Origin of the sequence: Marinifilum sp. N1E240 (assembly GCF_009295825.1) — a bacterium.
Classification (GTDB): domain Bacteria; phylum Bacteroidota; class Bacteroidia; order Bacteroidales; family Marinifilaceae; genus Marinifilum_A; species Marinifilum_A sediminis.
Genome location: NZ_WHKF01000001.1, coordinates 1,091,469 through 1,113,767, shown reverse-complemented (window position 1 = coordinate 1,113,767; position 22,299 = coordinate 1,091,469). Strand labels below are relative to the sequence as shown.

12 protein-coding genes are annotated in these 22,299 nt (G+C 33.7%); 6 read left to right on the top strand and 6 right to left on the bottom strand.

The window, feature by feature from the left end:
- Nucleotides 1-27: 27 nt before the first annotated feature.
- A complete protein-coding gene (locus GCQ56_RS04495; protein ID WP_152733177.1) occupies nucleotides 28-819 on the bottom strand; it encodes a C40 family peptidase in 792 nt (263 codons plus the stop codon).
- A 190-nt stretch (nucleotides 820-1,009) separates the two neighbouring features.
- Here GCQ56_RS04495 and GCQ56_RS04490 point away from each other — a divergent pair, with 190 nt between their 5' ends.
- The 3 genes from GCQ56_RS04490 (at nucleotide 1,010) to GCQ56_RS04480 (ending at nucleotide 7,553) form a co-directional block, all read left to right on the top strand.
- Nucleotides 1,010-3,142, top strand: a complete 2,133-nt coding sequence (locus tag GCQ56_RS04490) for an HD family phosphohydrolase (protein ID WP_152733176.1) — start codon at nucleotides 1,010-1,012, stop codon at nucleotides 3,140-3,142.
- Between the two features lie 260 nt (nucleotides 3,143-3,402).
- Complete coding sequence (locus GCQ56_RS04485) at nucleotides 3,403-5,055, top strand: Zn-dependent hydrolase (protein ID WP_152733175.1); 1,653 nt, start codon at nucleotides 3,403-3,405, stop codon at nucleotides 5,053-5,055.
- Nucleotides 5,056-5,162: 107 nt separating this feature from the next.
- Nucleotides 5,163-7,553, top strand: a complete 2,391-nt coding sequence (locus GCQ56_RS04480; protein ID WP_152733174.1) for a TonB-dependent siderophore receptor — start codon at nucleotides 5,163-5,165, stop codon at nucleotides 7,551-7,553.
- A 443-nt stretch (nucleotides 7,554-7,996) separates the two neighbouring features.
- On the opposite strand, the gene GCQ56_RS04475 is transcribed toward GCQ56_RS04480, so the two are convergent.
- From GCQ56_RS04475 to GCQ56_RS04455, 5 genes are all read right to left on the bottom strand, one after another.
- Complete coding sequence (locus GCQ56_RS04475; protein WP_152733173.1) at nucleotides 7,997-9,541, bottom strand: SusD/RagB family nutrient-binding outer membrane lipoprotein; 1,545 nt, start codon at nucleotides 9,539-9,541, stop codon at nucleotides 7,997-7,999.
- Nucleotides 9,542-9,559: 18 nt separating this feature from the next.
- Complete coding sequence (locus GCQ56_RS04470) at nucleotides 9,560-12,817, bottom strand: SusC/RagA family TonB-linked outer membrane protein (protein ID WP_152733172.1); 3,258 nt, start codon at nucleotides 12,815-12,817, stop codon at nucleotides 9,560-9,562.
- A 548-nt stretch (nucleotides 12,818-13,365) separates the two neighbouring features.
- Complete coding sequence (locus GCQ56_RS04465) at nucleotides 13,366-14,292, bottom strand: hypothetical protein (protein ID WP_152733171.1); 927 nt, start codon at nucleotides 14,290-14,292, stop codon at nucleotides 13,366-13,368.
- A gap of 27 nt (nucleotides 14,293-14,319) precedes the next feature.
- Entirely contained in the window at nucleotides 14,320-15,933 is a 1,614-nt protein-coding gene (locus GCQ56_RS04460; RefSeq protein WP_152733170.1) for a RagB/SusD family nutrient uptake outer membrane protein, read from the bottom strand.
- Between the two features lie 18 nt (nucleotides 15,934-15,951).
- Nucleotides 15,952-19,122, bottom strand: a complete 3,171-nt coding sequence (locus GCQ56_RS04455; RefSeq protein ID WP_152733169.1) for a TonB-dependent receptor — start codon at nucleotides 19,120-19,122, stop codon at nucleotides 15,952-15,954.
- A 370-nt stretch (nucleotides 19,123-19,492) separates the two neighbouring features.
- Here GCQ56_RS04455 and GCQ56_RS04450 point away from each other — a divergent pair, with 370 nt between their 5' ends.
- From GCQ56_RS04450 to GCQ56_RS04440, 3 genes are all read left to right on the top strand, one after another.
- Nucleotides 19,493-20,956, top strand: coding sequence for an aminoacyl-histidine dipeptidase (locus GCQ56_RS04450; protein WP_152733168.1), 1,464 nt, complete (start codon nucleotides 19,493-19,495; stop codon nucleotides 20,954-20,956).
- A 218-nt stretch (nucleotides 20,957-21,174) separates the two neighbouring features.
- Entirely contained in the window at nucleotides 21,175-21,954 is a 780-nt protein-coding gene (locus GCQ56_RS04445) for an HD domain-containing protein (RefSeq protein WP_193323709.1), read from the top strand.
- 117 nt (nucleotides 21,955-22,071) lie between these two features.
- Entirely contained in the window at nucleotides 22,072-22,293 is a 222-nt protein-coding gene (locus GCQ56_RS04440; RefSeq protein ID WP_152733166.1) for a (2Fe-2S)-binding protein, read from the top strand.
- The last annotated feature ends 6 nt before the right edge of the window (nucleotides 22,294-22,299 follow it).

Sequence of the window (22,299 nt, the reverse complement as noted above, 5' to 3'; positions counted from 1 at the left end):
ATTTAATGCAGTAACTTATTTCACTTACTATTTTATGATTCTTTTAATTACGCGCAACTTATGAGAGTATTGCTTGGTATCCACATTAAAAATACCCTGATGATCTACATTATCAATTCTTACTTTCCCCGAAGCGTGGATGATCTTGTGTCGGTCCCAAATAATTCCTACATGAGTAATCTTCCCTTCTTCATTATCAAAAAAAGCCAAATCACCCGGAAGTGCCTCTTCTACAAATGTTAATGGTTCACCCACCAATACCTGCTGACTTGCATCACGAGGAAGGCTAATTCCATTCAATTTGTAAACAATTTGAGTTAATCCTGAACAATCGATACCGTAAGGAGTTCTTCCTCCCCACAAATAAGGCGAATTGAAGTATTTTAAGGCTGCTTCTATAATATAATCCCGTATTTGATCATCAAAACCATTATCGCTCACCATTCCTTGATAAAAATATTTTTTATCACCTATCAAAAATGATTTATTTTCCTGATCACAGAATGGAAATGAGCTTCCGGGTACGATTAATTTATTCGAATAATCCTTTTCCTGAAAAACTAAATTAAATGTGTCATTGGCAACAGCAGCTCTATTTTCTTCTAGTTGTGTAAAAAAAGCCTTATCAATTTTGGTAATCATCTTAGAATCTACCCAACCTTCATATTTATCGAAAGCCAATAGTACCTTACTCCAATTTTCACGCTCCTCTATCAGTTCGAAGTGTTCTCCGAATAATACCTGAGTAACCATTTCGCTTTTTTCAGTAGGTTCACTTCTGACTGGAATAATACTAAGTTCGGAAATACCGTAATTCATTTAAAAGTTGCTTAATGTTCGTATCAATCAAATATAAAAAATATAATTATGTTTTTATATTCTGATTCATAAAATTGCTTTGATAATACGTAGATAAAAGAAAGCAATAAATATTTTTTACCAAAAGATATTCGATTAATTTTATACAAAGATTTTCAACAGTGCAATAACATTTAAATCGAACTACAGAATGAATAAATACTTCAGATGGATTCGTCAGAACATAAGTAACATATATCGATTTTGTATAACAACTATTACTGTTATTTTAATTGCTCTTTTGTTTCCCAATATCGGAAATTTCAAATATGAATACCAAAAAGGCAAGCCATGGATGCATGAAACACTCATTGCACCCTTCGATTTTTCAATTTTAAAAACAGAAAAAGAACTAAATCAGGATAGAGATAGTATTCTTACCAGATACAATCCATTCTTCAAAACCGACACATCCGTTTATCCAAAAATTATTAAAAAACTGGAATCTGGATTTGCTAAAAAATGGAAAAATTTTGAAAAATCATCAGGCTTTAAAAAACTCAATTATTCAGATAAAAGAATAGAAGCTGAAAAATTATTAACCTATAATTATTTAAAAACAAATCTTTCAAGTTTTTATGAAGCTGGCATTGTCGAACTTCAGGAAGAGCAACAAAAATATGGCTTTCAATTACCAAAAATCATAAATAAGTCACGCAATAATGTTAATGAATTGATAGCTGTAGATAAAGTATTTTCATCTCGATCTGCCTACCAAAACCTAAGCAATCAGGTTAAATCTGATTTTAAAACTCCCGAATTTCAAGGATTTATTCAGGATCTAAATCTTGATTCTTATTTAATTCCCAATTTATTCTTCGATGAAGAGATGTCGAATCAAGTGAAAAGCAGCATGCTTTCCAATATTTCTCTTACCCAAGGAAAGGTTGATTATGCAACTCGAATTGTTCTTAAAGGTGATATTATCGACGATAAAACCTTTATTATTCTAGAATCGCTTAAGAAAGACTATGAAAATATTTTAGGCTCGTCACAGAATCATTATTTAATAGTTGGTGGACAAGGACTATTAATCATTTCCTGTATTGTATTGCTATTTTTATACCTGAGAAACTTTCGACGAGCAATCTTACACGACAATAAAAAAATGTTGTTCATTTTCCTACTGGTACTCATGTTTGTTGCCATTACTAGTTTGGTCTTAAAGTTTCCTAAGATAAATATTTACATCATTCCATTTGCATTAATAACAATAGTTGTGCGAACCTTAATGGACAGTCGTACAGCATTATTTGTTTTTATTATAACCGTACTTATTACCGGATTTTTAGCTCCAAATGGATTTGAGTTTGTCTTTTTACAATTGGCTGCTGGTATTATGGCTATTTATAGTCTTCCCCGTTTGGAGAGAAGAGGACAGCTAGTTTTAACTGGAATTATCACATTCCTAACTTATAGTGTGGTTTATTTCGCTTTTGCGATAACGCAAATTAGTAAGATTAACGAAATTGAATGGTTTAACTTTGTGTGGTTTGCGATTAATGGATTATTACTTACTTTCTCGTATTCTCTTATTTATATTTTTGAAAAATTATTTGGCTTCATGTCAGATGTTACTTTAATTGAGTTATCAAATCAAAACCACCCTCTATTACGTGAACTTACCAAGCAATCACCTGGAACATTTCAACACTGCCTGCAAGTTGCCAATTTAGCAGAGGCTGCAATTAATAAAATTGGAGGAAACCCTTTGTTGGTACGAACCGGAGCTTTATATCATGATATTGGGAAAATGAAACACCCAGTTTATTTCATCGAAAATCAATTGTCAAACAAAAATCCACATGACAGTTTAGAATTTGATAAAAGTGCTCAAATTATCACCGATCATGTAAAATATGGAGTGAAAATTGCAAAAAAACACAAATTGCCTCAACAAATAATCGACTTTATAGAAACGCATCATGGAGCAGGAAAAGTAATGTATTTTTATACTTCGTTTAAAAATAAATATCCCGAAAAGGAAATCGACGAAGAAAAATTTAAGTATCCTGGACCAGATCCATTTACGAAAGAAACTGCAGTATTAATGATGGCTGATGGTGTTGAAGCTGCATCAAGAAGTTTAAAAGTTAAAACTCCTGATACCATTCGAGAATTGATCGATAACATTATTGACAAACAAATTCGCGAAAATCGATTTGCTAATGCAGATATCACATTCAAAAATATAAATGAAATAAAGGACATATTCACCAACGCTTTGGTCAATGTTTATCATGCAAGAATAGAATATCCTAAAGAAAATAAAGACAAAGCATAGCATTAACTAAATATCAAATCAACATTTGTAATAACACTATAAGTTATTCAAGTGTTGATTTTTTATTCCTATCATTTCAAACGAAAAGATCTTCCTCAAAATCCCCTTCTATTCAATTTTTTTTCAGAGAGTATTTTTTGTAACTTATAAAGAGTGATATACAGTGTTCATACTCTATGAAAAACCCTATTCGCCCAGTCGATCTTTTCATGTTCGATTTTATTGACATTTACTTTTGATAACATCAAAACCTTACCATTATGATACGGAATAACTTCTATTTATTGGGGCTGATTATTTTTATTTTTTGTGCATTTTCTTGTCAACCAAACAAAAAAGTTGAAGAAAATAAAACACCAGATTCTGTAATGCAACGTAAATTGGCAAATTACGCAAAGGTAAAACTTTCGGCCGACCTGAGTGCTCTATCTCCCAATCAGATAAAACTATTTTCACATTTAATTAAAGCAGCAAATGCCATTGATGAAGTTTATTGGTTGCAGGCTTATGGCAATAAAGAAGAGCTTTTAAATGGAATGATTGATCCTCATATGAGAGAATATGCTATGATTAATTACGGTCCCTGGGATCGATTGGACGGATTCACTCCTTTTACTGAGGATTTCCCTCCCCGACCATTAGGCATAGGCTTTTTTCCAACAGATTTAAATCAGGAAGAATTTTTTAATCTGAACGATGATAATAAATACAATCCATTCACCACTTTAAAACGTGAAGCTAGTGGTAATCTGCAAGTAGTTCCTTATAAAGTGGCCTACCAATCAGAACTAAATAAAGCTGCTACACATCTTAATAATGCGGCTCAACTTGCCGAATCTGAAAGTTTTAAAACCTATTTACAGCAAAGAGCAAAAGATTTACTCGTTGATAATTTTCATGAAAGTGATCATCTTTGGATGAACCTTACGGATAATGTATTAGATTTCATTGCAGGTCCGATAGTGAATACAGAGGATCACATGATTTGGACAAAATACTCTTATGGTGCATTTATATTATTAAAAAATAATGAATGGACTGCTAGAACAGAAAAATACGCATCTCTTCTTCCTTTTCTGCAAAAGAATTTACCTGTTGCTGATAAATTTAAATCTGATACAGATCCAAAATCAGCTAATATCGTAATTTACGACGTATTGTATAATTCTGGTTATTGCAATGCAGGAAACAAACTAATCGGTTTGAATCTTCCTATTGGAAATGATCAAATAAAATGTGGATCCCGTAAACTTCACTTTAAAAATGTTATGCAGGCAAAATTTGATCAAATTCTAAATCCAATTAGTGAACTGATTATAGATGAAAAACAGCGTAAAAATGTCAATTTCGAGTCATTTTTCCTTAATACTATTTTCTATGAAATTTCTAATGGATTAGGCATTTCGACGAATAGTAGCGACAATAAAGTTAAAGATGCTCTAAAAGAACACTCTAATGTGATAAACGAACTTAAAAATGACGTTTTAAGAATGTACCTTCTGAATCAGGTTCATGAAATGAGGCAATTAGAAGAAATTGAAATGATAGAAAACTATGTAACCTACATGGCTGATGTTTTTAGATCAATTCGTTTTGGAGTTACTGATGCACAAGGTGTAGCCAACATGATACGTTTCTACTACTTTGAAGAACAGGAGGCGTTTAAATACAATTCAAAAACGGGAACGTACAAAATTAATGATTACAAAATGAAAAAAGCCATTGAATCATTGGCTACACTTGTTTTGGAAATTCAAGGCAGTGGAGATTATGCTGCTGCCGATCAATTAATAAAAGACAAAGGATATATTAGAAATGAACTCCTCCAAGATCTTTATCGAATTCAAAGAGCAAAAATTCCAAAGGATTTGATTTACGACCAAGGAGAAAAATCAATAATTGCAAAGAATTAAAAATTATCGAAAATTAAACAGAAAGGCATCCAATGAGATGCCTTTTTTGATATCCAAATTAAATTATTAATCATATATTTGAACTTTATTATGTAATAAACAACAAAATGATTCGCTTAGGTCTACTTTTTCTTCTCTCTATTCTTAGTCAACTTAGTTTTGCCCAAACGTTAACCGTGATTGATTCAGAAACGAATCACCCCATTGAAGATGTTTATATTTTTGATACACAGAATTCTGTTTTATCAAACACAACTGGTCATGCTGAAATTTCCGACTTTATAAATAGTGAAGCCATCTTCTTTCAACACCCATCCTACCGAAATCAAAAACTAAGCTATAAGCAAATAAAAGAAAATTCCTTTATTGTAAAATTAGCATCAAATATTTTCCCTATTAAAGAAGTGATTGTTTCTGCAAATAAGTGGGAACAAAATTCCAACGAAATTCCACTTAAGATTCTCAAAATAGATGAAGAAACAATAAAACACAATACTGCTCAGACTAGTGCTGACCTATTAAAAGTTTCAAAACAAGTTTACATTCAAAAAAGCCAATTAGGCGGCGGGAGTCCTATGATTAGAGGATTTTCTGCAAACCGGGTTCTATTGGTTCTGGACGGAGTAAGATTAAACAATGCAATATACCGTAGCGGCAATTTGCAAAATGTAATCAATATCGATCACAATAGTTTAGAATCAACAGAAGTGATATTAGGTCCTGGTTCCATCATATACGGAAGCGATGCCATAGGTGGCGTAATGGATTTTCACACGTTTACTCCGCGTTTTTCCACCTCCAACAAATCCAACATTAATTACACCATTAAAAGCTCTTATTCTTCCGCAAATAAGGGAATCATGAATCATGTAAATTACAATTTTGGAAAGGAAAAATTTAGTTATGCCGGCAGTTTTAGTTACAATGATTTTGATGATCTAAAAATGGGTTCTCATGGACCAGATGATTATTTACAATACGAATATGTAATTAGAGAAAATGGTTCCGATAAAATAGTGAGTAATTCTGATCCGAAAAAACAAAAACAAAGTGGTTACGATCAGTTTAATACAGTTCAGAAATTTCGCTACAAAATTAATGAGCATTCTGAGCTCCTATATAATTTTCAATATACCACAAGCTCAAATATTCCGCGTTACGACAGATTAATACAATACAAAAATGATGAATTAAAATATTCCGTATGGTACTATGGACCTCAGAAATTACAATTGCATTCGTTAAACTACAATAATACAGAAGCCACAACTATCTACGATTCGTTTAAAATTATAGCGGCGTATCAGAACTATCAGGAAAGCAGGCACGACCGTAAATTTCAATCCCAAACCAAACGAAATAGGACTGAAAAGTTGAATATATACTCCATAAACGCGGATGCAGAAAAAATAATTACCGATAATGTTCATCTGTTTTATGGAACAGAATGGCATGTAAACAAACTAGACTCAAAAGGATATTCTCAAGATATTCTAAATGGCAATAAAACTGCTATAGCAAGTCGATATCCTGACAATTCAAAACAATCAAGTTTTGCCTTATATTCCAATTTAAAATGGAAACTTAATCATCAGTGGACTCTGAATTCGGGAGTAAGGTATTCTCATATTTGGATTGATTCACAATTAGACAATACTTTTTATGAATTTCCTTTTAGTAATTTAGATTTATCAACAGGTGCTTTAAATGGTGGTATCGGAATCACTTACCAATCTGAAAACGACTGGATTCTAAAACTTAATGCTACAAGTGGATTCAGAGCCCCAAATATTGACGATATCGGTAAAGTTTTTGATTCTGAGCCAGGTTCGGTAGTGGTTCCTAATAAGGATTTAAAACCTGAATACATCTATAATTTTGAGGTAAATATTAGTAAGACTTTTGCCAAAGTATTCTTTACTGAGATTAATGCATTTTACTCCTATTTAGATCAAGCTATGGTACGAACCAATTACAGTCTAAATGGAGAAAATACAATGATTTATGACGGTGCTGAAAGTAAAATTCAGGCTATAACCAATGCGGACAATGCTCAGGTTTGGGGAATAAATATCAACTCTATTCTAAAAGTAAGCAATCGATTAACTGCGGAGGGGAATTTAAACCTAACCTACGGAGAATATAAGGATGGGAGTCCTGTACGTCATGTTCCTCCAATGTTTAGCACATTTAATCTAAAATATCAATCAAAAAAGTTGAGTTCTAAATTAGAACTTGAATACAACGGCGAAATTAATTTTAATGATTTAGCAAATACTGAGAAAGATAAAGCCTATCTATATGCAAAAGACCGCAATGGAAACCCTTATTCTCCAGATTGGCTTAGCTTAAATTTGAGCAATAATTATAAAATTAACAAACACTGGAATGGTTATCTAACTATTGAAAACATTCTTAATAAAAGGTACAGACCCTATTCTTCGGGTATAAGTGCAGCGGGTAGGAATTTTATTTTAGGCTTCTCATTCACTCTGTAGCAAACTTATTTGCTCTTAATTAGTTATTGATATGCTAGAAAAGTAGTCTTAACGAACCATTTGGTTCCTATTTATATTAAAATTTCAGTTTAGATCCCTAGGAAAAACTTTAAAACTACCTTATCACGATCAATAATTATGGGTTTGTGTTCTAACTTTTAAAATGATTTATTAAATCAATACTAATATGTTCTATAAGTAATTGTTGATTGCGTATAATATTGACCTATAATTTATAGGTGTTGCCGTTACTATTTTCACAAAATCAAATCTGAACTTTATAAAATTTACATACTATAAACCTCTACAATTATTGCGAAGTAGGGTTTTGATTCATTACTCAATTAATATCATTCAAATAAGGTCTTAATTTTTTCGAAAAAACAAATAAAAAAAGAGCTGAACACATAGTCCAGCTCTTAATATTTTATTCTTATAAGATGTTAGTTTACATCCCACCAAAGCTTAGAAGTAATTTCATTACCATCAGATAGTAATGCAACTGCCGCTTTATAATTCACCTCATTCAAAGTAAATTCATTGTTAGGATATTCCATTCTAAATGGAAGATCTGTTACAGTTGGAATTGGCTCAAATGTGTAATTAAACGTTGTTACAGTTCCTGCATCATCCGTCACTACATTCATAGTGTATGCATCATTTGGCATAGTCAAAGTAGTTGGGAATCCAGTTCTACGATAATCAGCCCAAGCTGTATGTGCTTGCATATATAATGCAACATACTTTTGAGTCATTACATTCTCCTCGCTTGCTGCAGGTAAAGCGCCTACAAAAGCAGTAACATCAGCAGCATCAACGCCCCACTCTTCCATAGAAGCAGCTACACCAGCTTCATATTCAGTTTGACTCCAGCCATTAACTTCTGACTTTAAGAACTCAACCTCTGCGTAACTCATTAATGCTTGAGTTGCAGCAGTATATCCATGAGCACCAGTATTATCTAAACCAATAATAGATACGCCTGGAAGAGATTCCCATTTAAATGCAACAGATGTCGCATTTTCAACACCATTAGGAACACCTACATAATTACCGAACTGGTTAGGTTGTGCATACTTAGAGATTCTAGGGTCAGTACCGAAGCCACCAGAAGTTCCATCTAGTAAGTTCATAAAGCTATTCGATACAGCAAAGTCTGAACGAGAAGCAAAAGCAACCTGGAATGGAGAACCATTAGCCTCATTATTTTCATATGTAATGAACGCATTATCAGCATTAGAAGTGAAAACTCCATCAGCGATAGCATCAGTAATATGAGCAGTAGCACCAGGGTAAACAGCCTCAATCTTAACTGCAATTCTTAAACGAAGAGAGTTAGCAAACTTTTTCCAAAGTGCTGCATCTCCATTATAAATAGGATCACCTATAGTCCAAGCATCAGCACTCTCATCAATCATATCAGCAGCTTCTTCTAATTGCTTCAATAAATCAGGATAAATATCTGATTGAGCAGCATAAGCTGGCTTCAATACATCATCATTAATCATTAAAGCCTGAAAGCTTTCATTTACTGTTGAATATGACCAATAAGGTACGTCACCCCAAGTATCAGCCATTAAATTAAAGGCCCATGCCATCATAATTCGAGCTGTAGCAACTTGATTCACGTTAGCTCCATAAGCAGACATTTCATTTGCTGTAGCTGGATCTTCGTTTAATAAAATTACCTGTCTTAGATTTTCTAAATTATAAAAGAAATCACCAAAATTCTCGCGCATTGATTCACGATATTGATATCTATCTTCTTCAGTATATTCAGTTTGTGCCCAATATTGCATTGTTCCATTAGTAAATCTTCCAAGGAACCATTCGTCGTGAGTATCGTCCATCATCTCTTTAACCGCAGCGTTAAAGATTGAATAAGTCGGTGCTACTTCTGGTTCGTTGGGATTGCCCCTGTAATTAGTATCACAAGCACTGCCAACAAACAACAGTAGTACTAACATTAAAAATATATTATTTTTCATATTAATTTCTTTTTTTTATTAAAACCCTAATTGCAAGTTAAATCCGAAGCTCTTTGTATTTGGATTGAAACCACCTTCAATACCTTGAATATTTCCAGAACCACCAACTGCAGCCTCAGGGTCAAATCCTTTTTTATCTAAACCACCAGTCCAAAGGTTTTTACCGAATAGAGAAAGTCTTAACGAACGAAGAGGTCCGATCATTGATTTAGGGAAACTATATCCTAATGTGATCTCTCTAAGTTTGATGTAATCAGCATCGAAAATATTCTGAGCACTTGGAGTACCATATCCATGGTAATGTCTTGCAGCCCAACCTGAACCACTTACATAAGTGTCATTTTCAGATGTATTCGAAACGGTATAATTTCCATCAGCATCGTAAGTAACAGTACCTTTAACAGCATTTAATTTAATACCTCCATTAGCAGAAACTGATTCACGTACATTTCCACCACGATCATTAGTCTGTGCAGTTGCTTCTAACATACCTGAGTACATTCCCCACATGTGTGATAATGAGAAGAATTTTCCGCCTTTTTGGATATCAAATAAGAAACTAAAATCAAAATTCTTGTAAGTCATTGCATTACGAATACCTACATTATAATCCGGTAACACAGATCCAATAGGAACCAAGTTATCAGTAGCCAAATAGTGACCATTATCGCCAACTACTTTATTACCTTGATTATCTTTGATATAATCATATCCCCAAAGCATACCGTAAGTATCACCCACACTTGCTCTCAAATAAGCACCACTAAAAGGAGCTCTCTGAATATCCAAAGTAGAAATACCGTCAATAAGTTCAGTTAATTCATTATTAACTTTAGTATAGTTAACATTGATATCCCAAGAGAAATCAGCTGTTTTAATAGGTGTACCTTTAAGAGTTAACTCAATACCCTTATTCTCCATTTCACCTGCATTGATATACTTGTTATTATATCCAGTTGAAGATGATACATCTAAAGGAATAATCTGATCCTTAGTCACATTGTTGAAATAAGTCGCATCGATTCCAAATCTACTCTGGAAGAAACTTAATTCCATACCAATCTCATACGAAGTTGTTTCTTCAGGCTTTAAGTTCTCATTTAATTTTGTAGTTGGAACAGCATAACCAGGAGCACCCTGGAATGGACCATCACCATAACTTTCATAAGTACTAAAAACTCTATAAGCACCAGTATCATTACCAACTTGTGCCCAACCTAAACGAAACTTACCATAATCTAACCAAGTCGCTTCCTCTATTAATTCCGAGAAAACAAAACTTGATGAAACAGATGGATAGAAATATGAATTATTATCATCTGGAAGAGCTGAAGACCAATCATTTCTAGCTGTTACATCAATAAACCAAAAATTCTTAAATCCGAATGAAGCACTACCAAATACAGAATTTGTATATTTTTCAGTTGTAATATCATTAGTTGAAACATTTCCAACTGAATTACCTAAATTGTAAATACCAGGAACGACAAGACCACCAGAAGTTTGACCTCTTAAGAAATCATATCTTTCTCTACGTGCATTAGCACCAGCCATTGCCGTAATATTAAAGTCTTCGTTAAATCGCTTGTTATAGCTTAAAGTAAATTCATAGTTGAACTCAGAGTTAATACGCTTTGCTTCGTAGTAACTTGGAGTAGAATTAGATCCCACTGCAGTTCTCTCTCTCATTGAGAAAGTATATGTATCACCATAAACACTAGCCTTAGCCACTAAACCATCCATAATTTTGTAATCGATACTAATATTTCCGAAGAAACGATCACGCTCGTCATCAGTAATATTCTCATTTACGATCCAATATGGGTTATCAGCATACTTAGGATTAGGATTATTCCATGCTCTACGGTTCCATGTTCTTTGAGTTCCATCATTGTTCTTATAATTACTCAAACGCTTCATGTCTAACTGACGCTGTCCCCACTGGAAAAACTTCTGAGAGAAACTGTTATCTGTATAACCGAAAGTAGGACGACCATAAGTTTCAGAACGCACATAATTAATAGCTCCATTAACAGTAAACTTATCTAAAAACTTAGTGTTACCAGAAACTGTAAAGTTATGCTTATCGTACTTTGAATTAGGAACGATACCTTCATTATGAGTGTTTGTATAAGAAAAACGTACACCGTAATCTTTTCCTGTTCTTGAAACAGCTAATGAGTTTACATATGAAACACCTGTTTCAAAGAATTCTTCAACATCGTTTTTAGGAGCAGTCCATGAACGAGGCTTTAGATAATCATTTGGATAACTTTCCTGATCAAATGCATCCCAATGCAAAACTTGAAGACTAGGATCGTAAGCTGGTCCCCACGACTCATCTACTGCGTATTGAGGGACTAAGTAATTTGTTCCTTCAATGCTAACTTGCTCGAAACCGTTAACACCACCATCAGAATCATCAATAATAGCACCACCACCATAACGTCTTTGTAATTCTGGAAGTTCTGCTACTCTTTCAATAGTTACTGATGAACTAAAATCAACTTTAATATCATCCTTACCAGCTTTTGCTTTCTTAGTATTGATAATAATAACACCATTTGATGCACGAGATCCATAAATCGCGGCAGCAGGTCCTTTAAGTACAGACATGCTTTCGATATCATCAGGGTTGATATCATTCATCATGTTACCATAGTCAACTCCACCAAAACCAGCTTGGGCACTAGTTGAATTAAAGTTCGAGTTATCCATTGGAATACCGTCCAATACGATCAAAGGCTGGTTACCTCCAAAAATAGAATTTGCTCCACGAATCAAAATTCTTTTTGATCCAGCAAAGTTAGAAGATGTAGAAACCTGAACACCTGAAACTTTTCCAGAAAGTGCACTAATTGCATCTGTTTGTTTCACTTTATTCAAGTCATCAGCTCCAACTTCCTGTACTGCATAACCAAGAGCTTTCTTCTCTCTAGTTACACCTAATGCAGTTACGATAACTTCATCCATACCTATAGATTCAGTTTCTAATACTACATTAATGACAGTTTGGTCACCAACAGTAATTTCTTGAGGAACCATTCCCACAAAACTAAACATCAGGATATCTGACGCTGCAGCTTCAATAGAAAATTGACCGTCAATATTTGTACTGGCACCAACGGTAGTACCTTTAATAACAACAGATACTCCGGGCATCCCCAGACCATCTTCAGCACTTGTTACAGTACCAGTAATTTGCTTGCTTTGCGCATTTACTATTTGCATTCCCATAAATATGAGAAGAACAAATAGTCCAATAATTTTTTTCATAAAAAAACTTTTTAGTTAGTAATTAAGTAAAGATGCAAAATGGTTAATGGTAATTCTTGAGGTTAAAAATACTACTTTTAATGGTTTTAACAAATTTTAACACATCAATCAGCTCCACAAACTAAAGGGTTACTTAAATACTAACTTACTATCCTGTTAAGAACGCAAACGGTAAGCTCTAAATAATTATTAATCCTTCTACAACCTTTTAATGGACATTAATTATCTGATTTATTGAATTAATGTCTATAAATCTAATCTAACTTTTACGCAAACAATTATTTGCAATTATTAACATATTTACATTTTCTATTTTAGCTTATTTTTATCCCAAGAATTAATTTATTAAAAACGATTCTTGTTAAAAAAATATAAAATAGCCCCAATCATACCCACAAATTCTATCATCAATATTTACATTATTACACAAAAAAAGCTGTTCCTAAATAGGAACAGCTTTTAATATTAATTGATTTTGTATTTTATTCTGAATATCCTAACTAAAAATTCAAAGGCATTCAGTTTTTATACAATTAGCGATATTCATTTTACATTCCGCCATACACCGGTACACCTAATGCACCTGCTAAATCGAAACCTGGGAAACCAAGATAAACTGCTTTCTCGCCGAAACCACCAACGCCATCAATGTACATAGAAGGGTGTAGTTCAAAGTATAAAATAGCATCAGCATCATTTTTAACAACAACACTTGGATCTACAACATCTTTTTCCAATGCAGCAGGTTCATAAGCTTTAATATCCTGACCAGCATTTCCTTGGTAAAGTAAACTGGTATACCAGAAATCATTCCAAGTAATTCCTCCTTGTTCATCAACAGTAAAAGTAATTTTCTCCTGGCTTGTTCCACCAAGCCATCCGTCCCATTCTGCATCAAGTAAGATTCCATTAGAGTATGGAGTATTAATTCGATACATTTCAGGCTTATCATCACGCTGCTCTAAAGTTACCTCAGCAACTTTATAGAATGAGAAGGAATCATAAAACTGAGCAGTACCCAAATTATTCCACTTTATTATCGACACATTGCCATAAAAAGTAGCATATTCGGTTTTATAAGGATTTGTAAAATCATCGCCAAATGTAAGTGCAAAAGGCAAAGCTACACCAGTAGGAGCAGCATCAGACATTCTAATCGTTAAATCAGCACTTGCTTCTCCTGCTGCAAACGACAACACTTCCGGAAAGATAAAACCGTCCTCAGTATTTAAAACAGCAACTACAGGAACATCCAATGCTGCTGTTTCATTATCACGAATAACTGTTAAAGTAATTTCAAGACTAACATTTGGATCTAATTCAAAATCAGACTTATTATCTGGAGTAAACCTTACAGCAGCATTACTATCTGATACCTCGGGGCTTAACTCAACTGTATCATCAAAGTCGCTACATCCAACGAACAATGCTGCCATTAAAAACAGTACAGTTATATAAATTTTATTGAATTTCATACTATTAAACATTTACAGTTTACATTATTAATTTACATCCGGCACAGGTGTTGGTGCTGGAGCATTTGGATTATTATCAGCATTCGTCAATGCTGGATTAGCCTGTATTTCAGCTTCAGGTAATCTCCACAATAGAATATCACTTCCTGCAGGAATATCAAATATCATTGTAGCATTTGGATAACCTGCGCCTTTACGATCAACTCCTTTATTTAAACGCATTATATCGTACCAATTCAAACCTTCACCCCATAATTCAATTCTACGCTGACGGAACACTTCTTCCTGAACATCAGAAGGACTGCTTGCCAAAGTTGAATAACTTGGATCACGGTAAGTACTAATAAAGTTCTCTAATATAGATTTACCATCACCACCGCTCATAGCTTCTGCCTCTGCTTTAATCAAATACATCTCTTCAATTCGCATTAGAGGCACATCACTTGCATTCACTTTAATTCCAACTTCATTATTATCTGGAGCAAATTTAACATGGGTATAAGCAGGATAACCAACTTCATCCATTTTAGCTTGCTGCTCATCATTTAAATTAGGAGATGTTTTAGTTTCATTAAGCCACCAACCTTTACGTGCATCTGTACTAGAAATGGTATTGTAAAGTGTTTTATTGATTTGCTTTCCACCATTATACCAACAGTAACCATAATTAAGAGATCCCATGTGAGAAATCCAATTAATAATTTCTGATGTAGCAACATCATCAGTTTCAGAAATAATCATTCCCCACATCCAATTAGACTCCGTTACAGACATAAAGGTAGGCTGACTAACCTCTCCAATACTTGCAGGCTCTGCATCACTCGCATTAATTGCACTAGTTGCATCAGCAGCTGCTTCACTATACTTATGCATCGTAAGATTAATACGTGCACGAAGCCCATAAGCAACAGCTAAACTAATATAGCGTTTATCTGATCGAGTTACACTTTCATCTGCTTCTTCTGCAGATTTCAATAATCTAATAGCATTGTCAATATCACTAGTAATTGTATCATACACAGCCTGAACCGTTGCACGAGGAGCTCCATTTAAAGCTGCAAGATCTGAATTTTCATTCGTAATTAATGGAACACATGGAGATGTTTCATGTCCTACATAATTAAACTGAAACAATTGAGCCAACACCCAATAACTAAAGGCTCTGGCAGCTAATCCTTGTCCTAGATAAAATTGCGATAGTGGTTCCTCAGTATTAATATCAAGAGAACCAACTACATTATTCGCATTACTAATAATAGCATACATATCATTCCAAAGAATCTGACACTCATTTGATGTAAACAACCTATCTGAATATTCAAGGTTATTTCCAGTCCAATTGTAGCCATTATCCTCTTGAACCACATCGTTACCATTGGCATCAGTAAAAAGCATTACTGATGGATAGCCAAAATCATTATGACGTTCAGCATTTAATGCATCTTCATTAGGTAAATAGGCATTAAATTGTGCAAAAACAGCATTCACACTCGCTGCAGCCTTTGATGGGTCGTTTGCTACAACTTCTTCTTTTTGATCAGTAGTAATAATATTACCCTCTGGCAATGTATCTAAATCCTCACACCCAAACGAAAACAATAAAACGGGTATAAGTAACGTATATAAATATTTATTTTTCATATCAATCTTTTAAAATTGTTAAAACGACAAGTTAATACCACCCGATATTGTTCTAATTTGGGTATAACGTGCAGTGGTGGATGCCGTATAGCTCTGACGTGGATCTAGACCTTTTCGACTTGACCATAATGCCACATTGTCTGCTGCTACATAAACGCGAAGCTTATCAATTTTTAATCTCTTAACAAGTTCATTAGGTAAGGTATAACCCAATGTAATATTGTTTAAGCTTAAATAATCTGAACTTGTTAACCAGCGTGTTGAAGTAGAACTCGCATATTTATCGTTCGCATTCAAACGAGGAACATCTGTATTGGTATTCTCAGGTGTCCATGCACTATAAATATCTTTATGCCAATTCGTTCCTGCAGAACCACCTGTTCCACTATGCATTAATCGCTGATAACCTGAATCATATATTTCACCACCTAATTGATATGCACATTGTACAGATGCATCAAAACCAAATGCATTAATTGTAGTTCCAAAACCACCATAAACTGTTGGCATTAAATCATCAGTTGCTACTTTAAAATCTGTTGCAACAGAATAATCATCTGTTTTTATTCTATTTCCTGTCTCATCTTCAGCCCAATACAATGCTTTACCATTTACAGGATCTACACCAGCATAATCAACTAAATACATACGATACCTTGATTCGCCTTCTGTATAAACAAAACTACCATCAATAAATTCTCCTTCCAAGTCAGGATGCAATTCATTAATCTCATTCTTAATAAATGTAGCATTACCATTGAACACCCATTCAAAATTACTATCCTTCAAGATTGTATAAGATAAATCAATTTCAAGACCAGAATTTGTCATCGATCCAATATTCATTGGAATAGAAGTATATCCTAGACTACCAGCAACTGGTTTATAGTATAACATATCCGACGATTTACGTCCAAAATACTCAAAAGTACCAGCTAACTTATTGTCTAACAATGCAAAATCAACACCAATATTGTATGATGTAGATGTTTCCCATGTGATATCAGGATTTCCTTTATAGCTTCTAATACCATCAGAAAACACTCCATCTGCACCTGTTACTTCCCATTGATCCGCCCAAGCATAATAATTACCAATAGCATCATTTCCTTGCTCACCATAAGAACCTTTCAATTTCAACATGTTAACCCAACCAACAGATCCCATGAATGATTCATTAGAAATAATCCATGCCGCACTAGTAGAGTAGAAATTTCCCCATCGATTATCAGGATGGAAACGAGAAGAAGCATCACGACGATAAGCAACATTAAAGAAATAAGTATCTATAAAAGAGTAATTTGCTCTTGCAAATATACCTTTGGTAGCATAAGTATCCTTTGCTCCTCCACCTAATTGATTATCAATGGTATTTGACACGTAATACAATTCAGGATTATATAGGTTACTTCCTGAAGCATCAACATACTCTGTTGCATATTCATAACCATCGTAACCTGCAGTAATATCAAATTGATGATCATCATTTAATGCAAACTGATAATTCGCTACATACTGCTGATTAAAACCCGTGGTTCTGGATTGATATTGGTAAGCAGATCCACCACCAACAGCACTTTGTCCCATATAAGCATTACCTAGGGAATTCAAACGTGTATTGTCAACATTTAATCCATAACGAGCCGTAATTTTTAATCCATCAATTGGAGAAATTTCAGCAAACCATGTACTATTAACAATATCCATTACATAATCTCTCTTATTATATGTCAAATCACCTGCTGGATTCGCAATTGCCATAAATGAACGGTCCATATTGGTACTATTACCGTCACCATAATCATAAATCTTACGACCTTGGTTAGTTTGAATTTGCTTTGTATCAGCATCACGAACATACATTGGATATATAGGTGCAATAAAATTGGCTATAAAAAAAGCATTGGCACTAGAGCTAGTAGAAGTTTGCGATCCTGGATAATTATTCTCGATCTTATTAATACTTACATTTGCACCTACCTTTAACCAATCTTTAACTTGATGATCTCCTTTTATACGTCCTGAAAAACGATCTAAACCAGAGCCGGAAACAACTCCTTGATCTTCTAAATAACCAAAAGATAGATAATAAGTACTTTTATCATTAGCTCCTGATATAGATAAATTGTACTCTTGTCTTGTTTGATTTTTGAAGGTTTCATCTTCCCAATCATCTGGAGTGTAATAGTATTCACCATCACTGTAACCTAAAGTAGCATTTGGATTCAACTTACCATTTGCTCCAATCAATAATTGACCATCTGGAACCGTATAAATTTGATACCCTAAACCACCTTCACCTTTAGTTGTAATTTTAGCATTTGCATATGCATTTGCCTCCGTAGGAGAATAATTTAAATTATATCTACCTGCATTATAAATCGCCTGATAAGCAGTTTCCATATAATTCTGAGGGCTTGTCATCACTTCATAATTCTCAATACCGCGTGAATTCACACCATATTTCATATCAAAATTGATCTTTGCCTTACCCTTCTTAGCTCTCTTTGTAGTAATCATGATAATACCATTAGCTCCACGAGAACCATACAATGCTGTAGAGGCAGCATCTTTCAATACCGTCATCGACTCAATATCAGTAGTACTGATAGAAGATAAATCCCCATCATAAGGAATACCATCCACTACGTATAAAGGATCCGAATCCGCGTTAATCGAACCTACACCACGGATTCGAACAGTAGCTGAAGCACCTGGCTGTCCATTATTACTTAGCACCTGTACACCCGCTACAGATCCTGATAAAGCTTGCGACACATTTGAAACCTGACGCTTTTCTAATGCTTCAGCATCCATTACTGCTACCGATCCTGTAAAAGATCCTTTTGTAGAAGTACCATAAGCTGTTACAATGACCTCATCCATTCCAATGGATTGAGATTCCAGTACTACATTGATTACAGATTGTTGACCAACTGTAATTTCTTGGGAAATCATCCCCACAAAGCTAAACATCAGCACATCTGACGGGCTAGCTGTAAGAGAATATTTTCCATCAATATTCGTACTGGCACCAATAGTAGTACCCTTGATTACTACAGATACACCAGGCATTCCAAGTCCATCCTCAGCACCTGTCACAGTACCGGTAATCTGCTTGCTTTGAGCATTTACTATTTGTCCCCCTATAATTATTAGAAAAACAAACAGTCCAATCATTTTTTTCATAAAACAATTTTTTAATTAGTAATTAAGTAATGATATAAATGGTTAGTTGTTAATAATTGTTAAATGTACATTTTTTATTATTATTTAACAATTACATTTTGTTGTTTTCATTTTATTTTTCCATCATTTCGCGATTCTTCATGTAATATGGATTTTTTGGGCTTTTATGAAGCATTAACACAAATGACCTATAACTGTTTATTTACAATAGATTATTCAATTATTAATGCAACTTAAACCTAGAATTAAAATTATATATTATAACCTTTATTTTTATTTAGTCTATCATAACACAATAATAAATGCTTTCACTATTAAATTTGATTAATAAACTATAGAAATACTTACATTTGAAAAAAAATAAACAACAATGAAAAAAATACTAGACACTCTTCAACCTGCGGAGATTTGGAGACACTTCGAGGATATTTGTCAAATCCCTCGTCCTTCGAAAAAAGAAGATCAAATAATTGAATTCCTTATTAAATTCGGAAAAAAGAACAATTTAGAAACCAAAAAAGATGAAATTGGCAATGTTCTTATAAAGAAACCTGCAACTCCAGGGAAAGAAAACCTAAAAACAGTTGTTCTGCAATCTCACATGGATATGGTATGTGAAAAGAACAATGAAACCGAACACAATTTTGATACTGATGCAATTATTCCATGGATTGATAATGGCTGGGTAAAAGCAAAAGGAACTACTCTTGGAGCAGATGATGGAATTGGTATGGCTGCAGAAATGGCTTTACTTACATCTAATGATATCGAACATGGTCCTATTGAATGTTTGTTCACTGTGGATGAAGAAACTGGTTTATCCGGAGCCTTTGCGTTACAACCAGGCTTCTTCGATGGAAAAATTCTACTAAATCTGGATTCTGAAGACGAAGGTGAACTTTTTATTGGTTGTGCAGGCGGTATTGATACATTGGCAACAATGGAATACCAAAAAGAAGAGATTCCTGCAGGGCATTTTGCCATTAGAATTGATGTAAAAGGCTTACTTGGTGGTCACTCTGGAGATGAAATCAATAAAGGACGTGGTAACTCCAATAAAATATTAAACCGCTTTCTTTGGCAGATAAACAAGAAGTACGATATCAGACTTAGTGCTTTTAATGGTGGAAACCTACGAAATGCAATCCCAAGAGAAGCATTTGCTGTAATTACATTACCTAACGAATTTAAAGAAAATGTAAGAGTTGATCTTAATATATATGCTGCAGAAATGGAGCAAGTTTGGGATATTAACGAACCGAAATTAAAAATCACATTAGAATCTGTAGATAAACCAGATTTCGTTATCGATCGCCAAACAAGTAATAATCTATTTGATGCACTTTACGCTTGTCCACATGGTGTTTTTACTATGAGTTCCAAAATGCCTGGAATGGTTGAAACTTCAACGAATTTAGCTTCTGTTAAATTTACAGAGGATGAAAACATCTTAATTACCACATCGCAAAGAAGTGATGTTGATAGCGAAAAGTACAATATTGCTCAAATGGTTGGTAGTGCATTAACAATGGGTGGAGCAAAAATTGAACATACCGATGGTTATCCAGGTTGGGCACCTAATCCAAATTCTGAAATTTTAACCGTTGCTGCAGAATCTTACGAAAGATTATTTGAAGTGAAACCAATAGTTCGCTCTATTCATGCAGGTCTTGAGTGTGGATTATTTTTAGAAAAATATCCTGAAATGGATATGATTTCTTTTGGACCAACATTAAGAGATGTACATTCTCCTGACGAGCGTATTAATATCGAAACAGTTGATAAATTTTGGAAACATCTTGTCGATATTCTTCAAAACATACCAAATAATTAATTGTCATCAATTATGACAAGGCTAAAATGCGATTCAGTTTCTGAATCGCATTTTTATTAAATTCAATTAGTCATATAAAATCATCATCTGAACATACCCCAGCATACTTTTGTCATTTTCCCTTAATTAATGCGACATTCAAGAGGCAAACAGGATGAATATTCTTTTTGTTTGAGCGCAAAAAGTGTAGTTTTGTACGCTATTTTAATTTTAAGAATGTGAATCAAGAAATTTACGAAAATATAGTATCGTGGTTTGAGAAATATACCGAAAGCCTAGTTTGCGATACGGAAGAAATTCAAGTAAACCTCGACCTGAAAAAAAATCATTCATTCAACACAACCAAGATTATTGAAGCCTTAGCTTTAACAATTAATATGAGTGAAGTTGATATTCTTTTGGCTAAGTCGGCAGCAATTCTTCATGATGTAGGAAGATTCGAACAATTATTAAAATACAACACTTTTGCTGACACAGATCAAATTAATCATATTGATCTTGGTATCGCATTTATTAAGGAGCAAGAATTTACCTCTTTAATAAGTGATGAAGAACTTGAAATCATTTTAGATTGTATTAAATACCATACTGGCAGTGAAATTCCAAAATCAATGGATGAAAAGAATCGCATTTTTATCCAATTAATTCGTGAAGCCGACCGAATTGACATTTTAAATATTGTTTCGAAATACTATTCGAATTACAAACCAGGCTCGAACAAAAGATTGGAAATGGAATTGGCTGATAAGCCTGACATTTCCAAAAAGGTTTTCAAATCGATAATGGATGAAAAAGTGGTAGATTACAAGGACGTTTTAACCTTGAATGATCTTAAACTTCAACAAATGTCCTGGATATTTGATTTAAATCTAAAACAAAGCTTTAGAATAGTTAGTGAAAAAACATATCTAAAATTGATTTACGATACACTTCCTAAGAAAGATTCTGTTATCGATATGTATCGCCAGATGAAAATATTCCTGGAAAACGAGCTATAAATCAAGATACAACACCTCCTTATTTAGAATCATTCAAATTTATTTTCTAAATCGAGCTGTTTTATATGGAAGAATATATATATTTACAGCATAAAATTCGATAAAATTAAATAAACAATGAGAGATATAGTTTGTAACTGTCAAATGGTAGACAGAAAATCCATAGACAAAGCAATTCATGATAAAAATGCAACTACAATAGAAGAAATTCGAAGATATACTGGGGCCAATACCGGATGCGGGAAATGCATGCCTTATATCAATAGCATTTTAGATGCTGAGATTCCTAAGGTTGTAAATAAAGAGACTAGTTCAGCAAGTAAATTTAAACTTTGGTAAGATAGT

Excerpts from the sequence above, each read along its gene's own strand:
- GCQ56_RS04495 (WP_152733177.1), bottom strand. The coding sequence starts at position 819 with ATGAATTACGGTATTTCCGAACTTAGTATTATTCCAGTCAGAAGTGAA.
- GCQ56_RS04490 (WP_152733176.1), top strand. The coding sequence starts at position 1,010 with ATGAATAAATACTTCAGATGGATTCGTCAGAACATAAGTAACATATAT.
- GCQ56_RS04485 (WP_152733175.1), top strand. The coding sequence starts at position 3,403 with ATGATACGGAATAACTTCTATTTATTGGGGCTGATTATTTTTATTTTT.
- GCQ56_RS04480 (WP_152733174.1), top strand. The coding sequence starts at position 5,163 with ATGATTCGCTTAGGTCTACTTTTTCTTCTCTCTATTCTTAGTCAACTT.
- GCQ56_RS04475 (WP_152733173.1), bottom strand. The coding sequence starts at position 9,541 with ATGAAAAATAATATATTTTTAATGTTAGTACTACTGTTGTTTGTTGGC.
- GCQ56_RS04470 (WP_152733172.1), bottom strand. The coding sequence starts at position 12,817 with ATGAAAAAAATTATTGGACTATTTGTTCTTCTCATATTTATGGGAATG.
- GCQ56_RS04465 (WP_152733171.1), bottom strand. The coding sequence starts at position 14,292 with ATGAAATTCAATAAAATTTATATAACTGTACTGTTTTTAATGGCAGCA.
- GCQ56_RS04460 (WP_152733170.1), bottom strand. The coding sequence starts at position 15,933 with ATGAAAAATAAATATTTATATACGTTACTTATACCCGTTTTATTGTTT.
- GCQ56_RS04455 (WP_152733169.1), bottom strand. The coding sequence starts at position 19,122 with ATGAAAAAAATGATTGGACTGTTTGTTTTTCTAATAATTATAGGGGGA.
- GCQ56_RS04450 (WP_152733168.1), top strand. The coding sequence starts at position 19,493 with ATGAAAAAAATACTAGACACTCTTCAACCTGCGGAGATTTGGAGACAC.
- GCQ56_RS04440 (WP_152733166.1), top strand. The coding sequence starts at position 22,072 with ATGAGAGATATAGTTTGTAACTGTCAAATGGTAGACAGAAAATCCATA.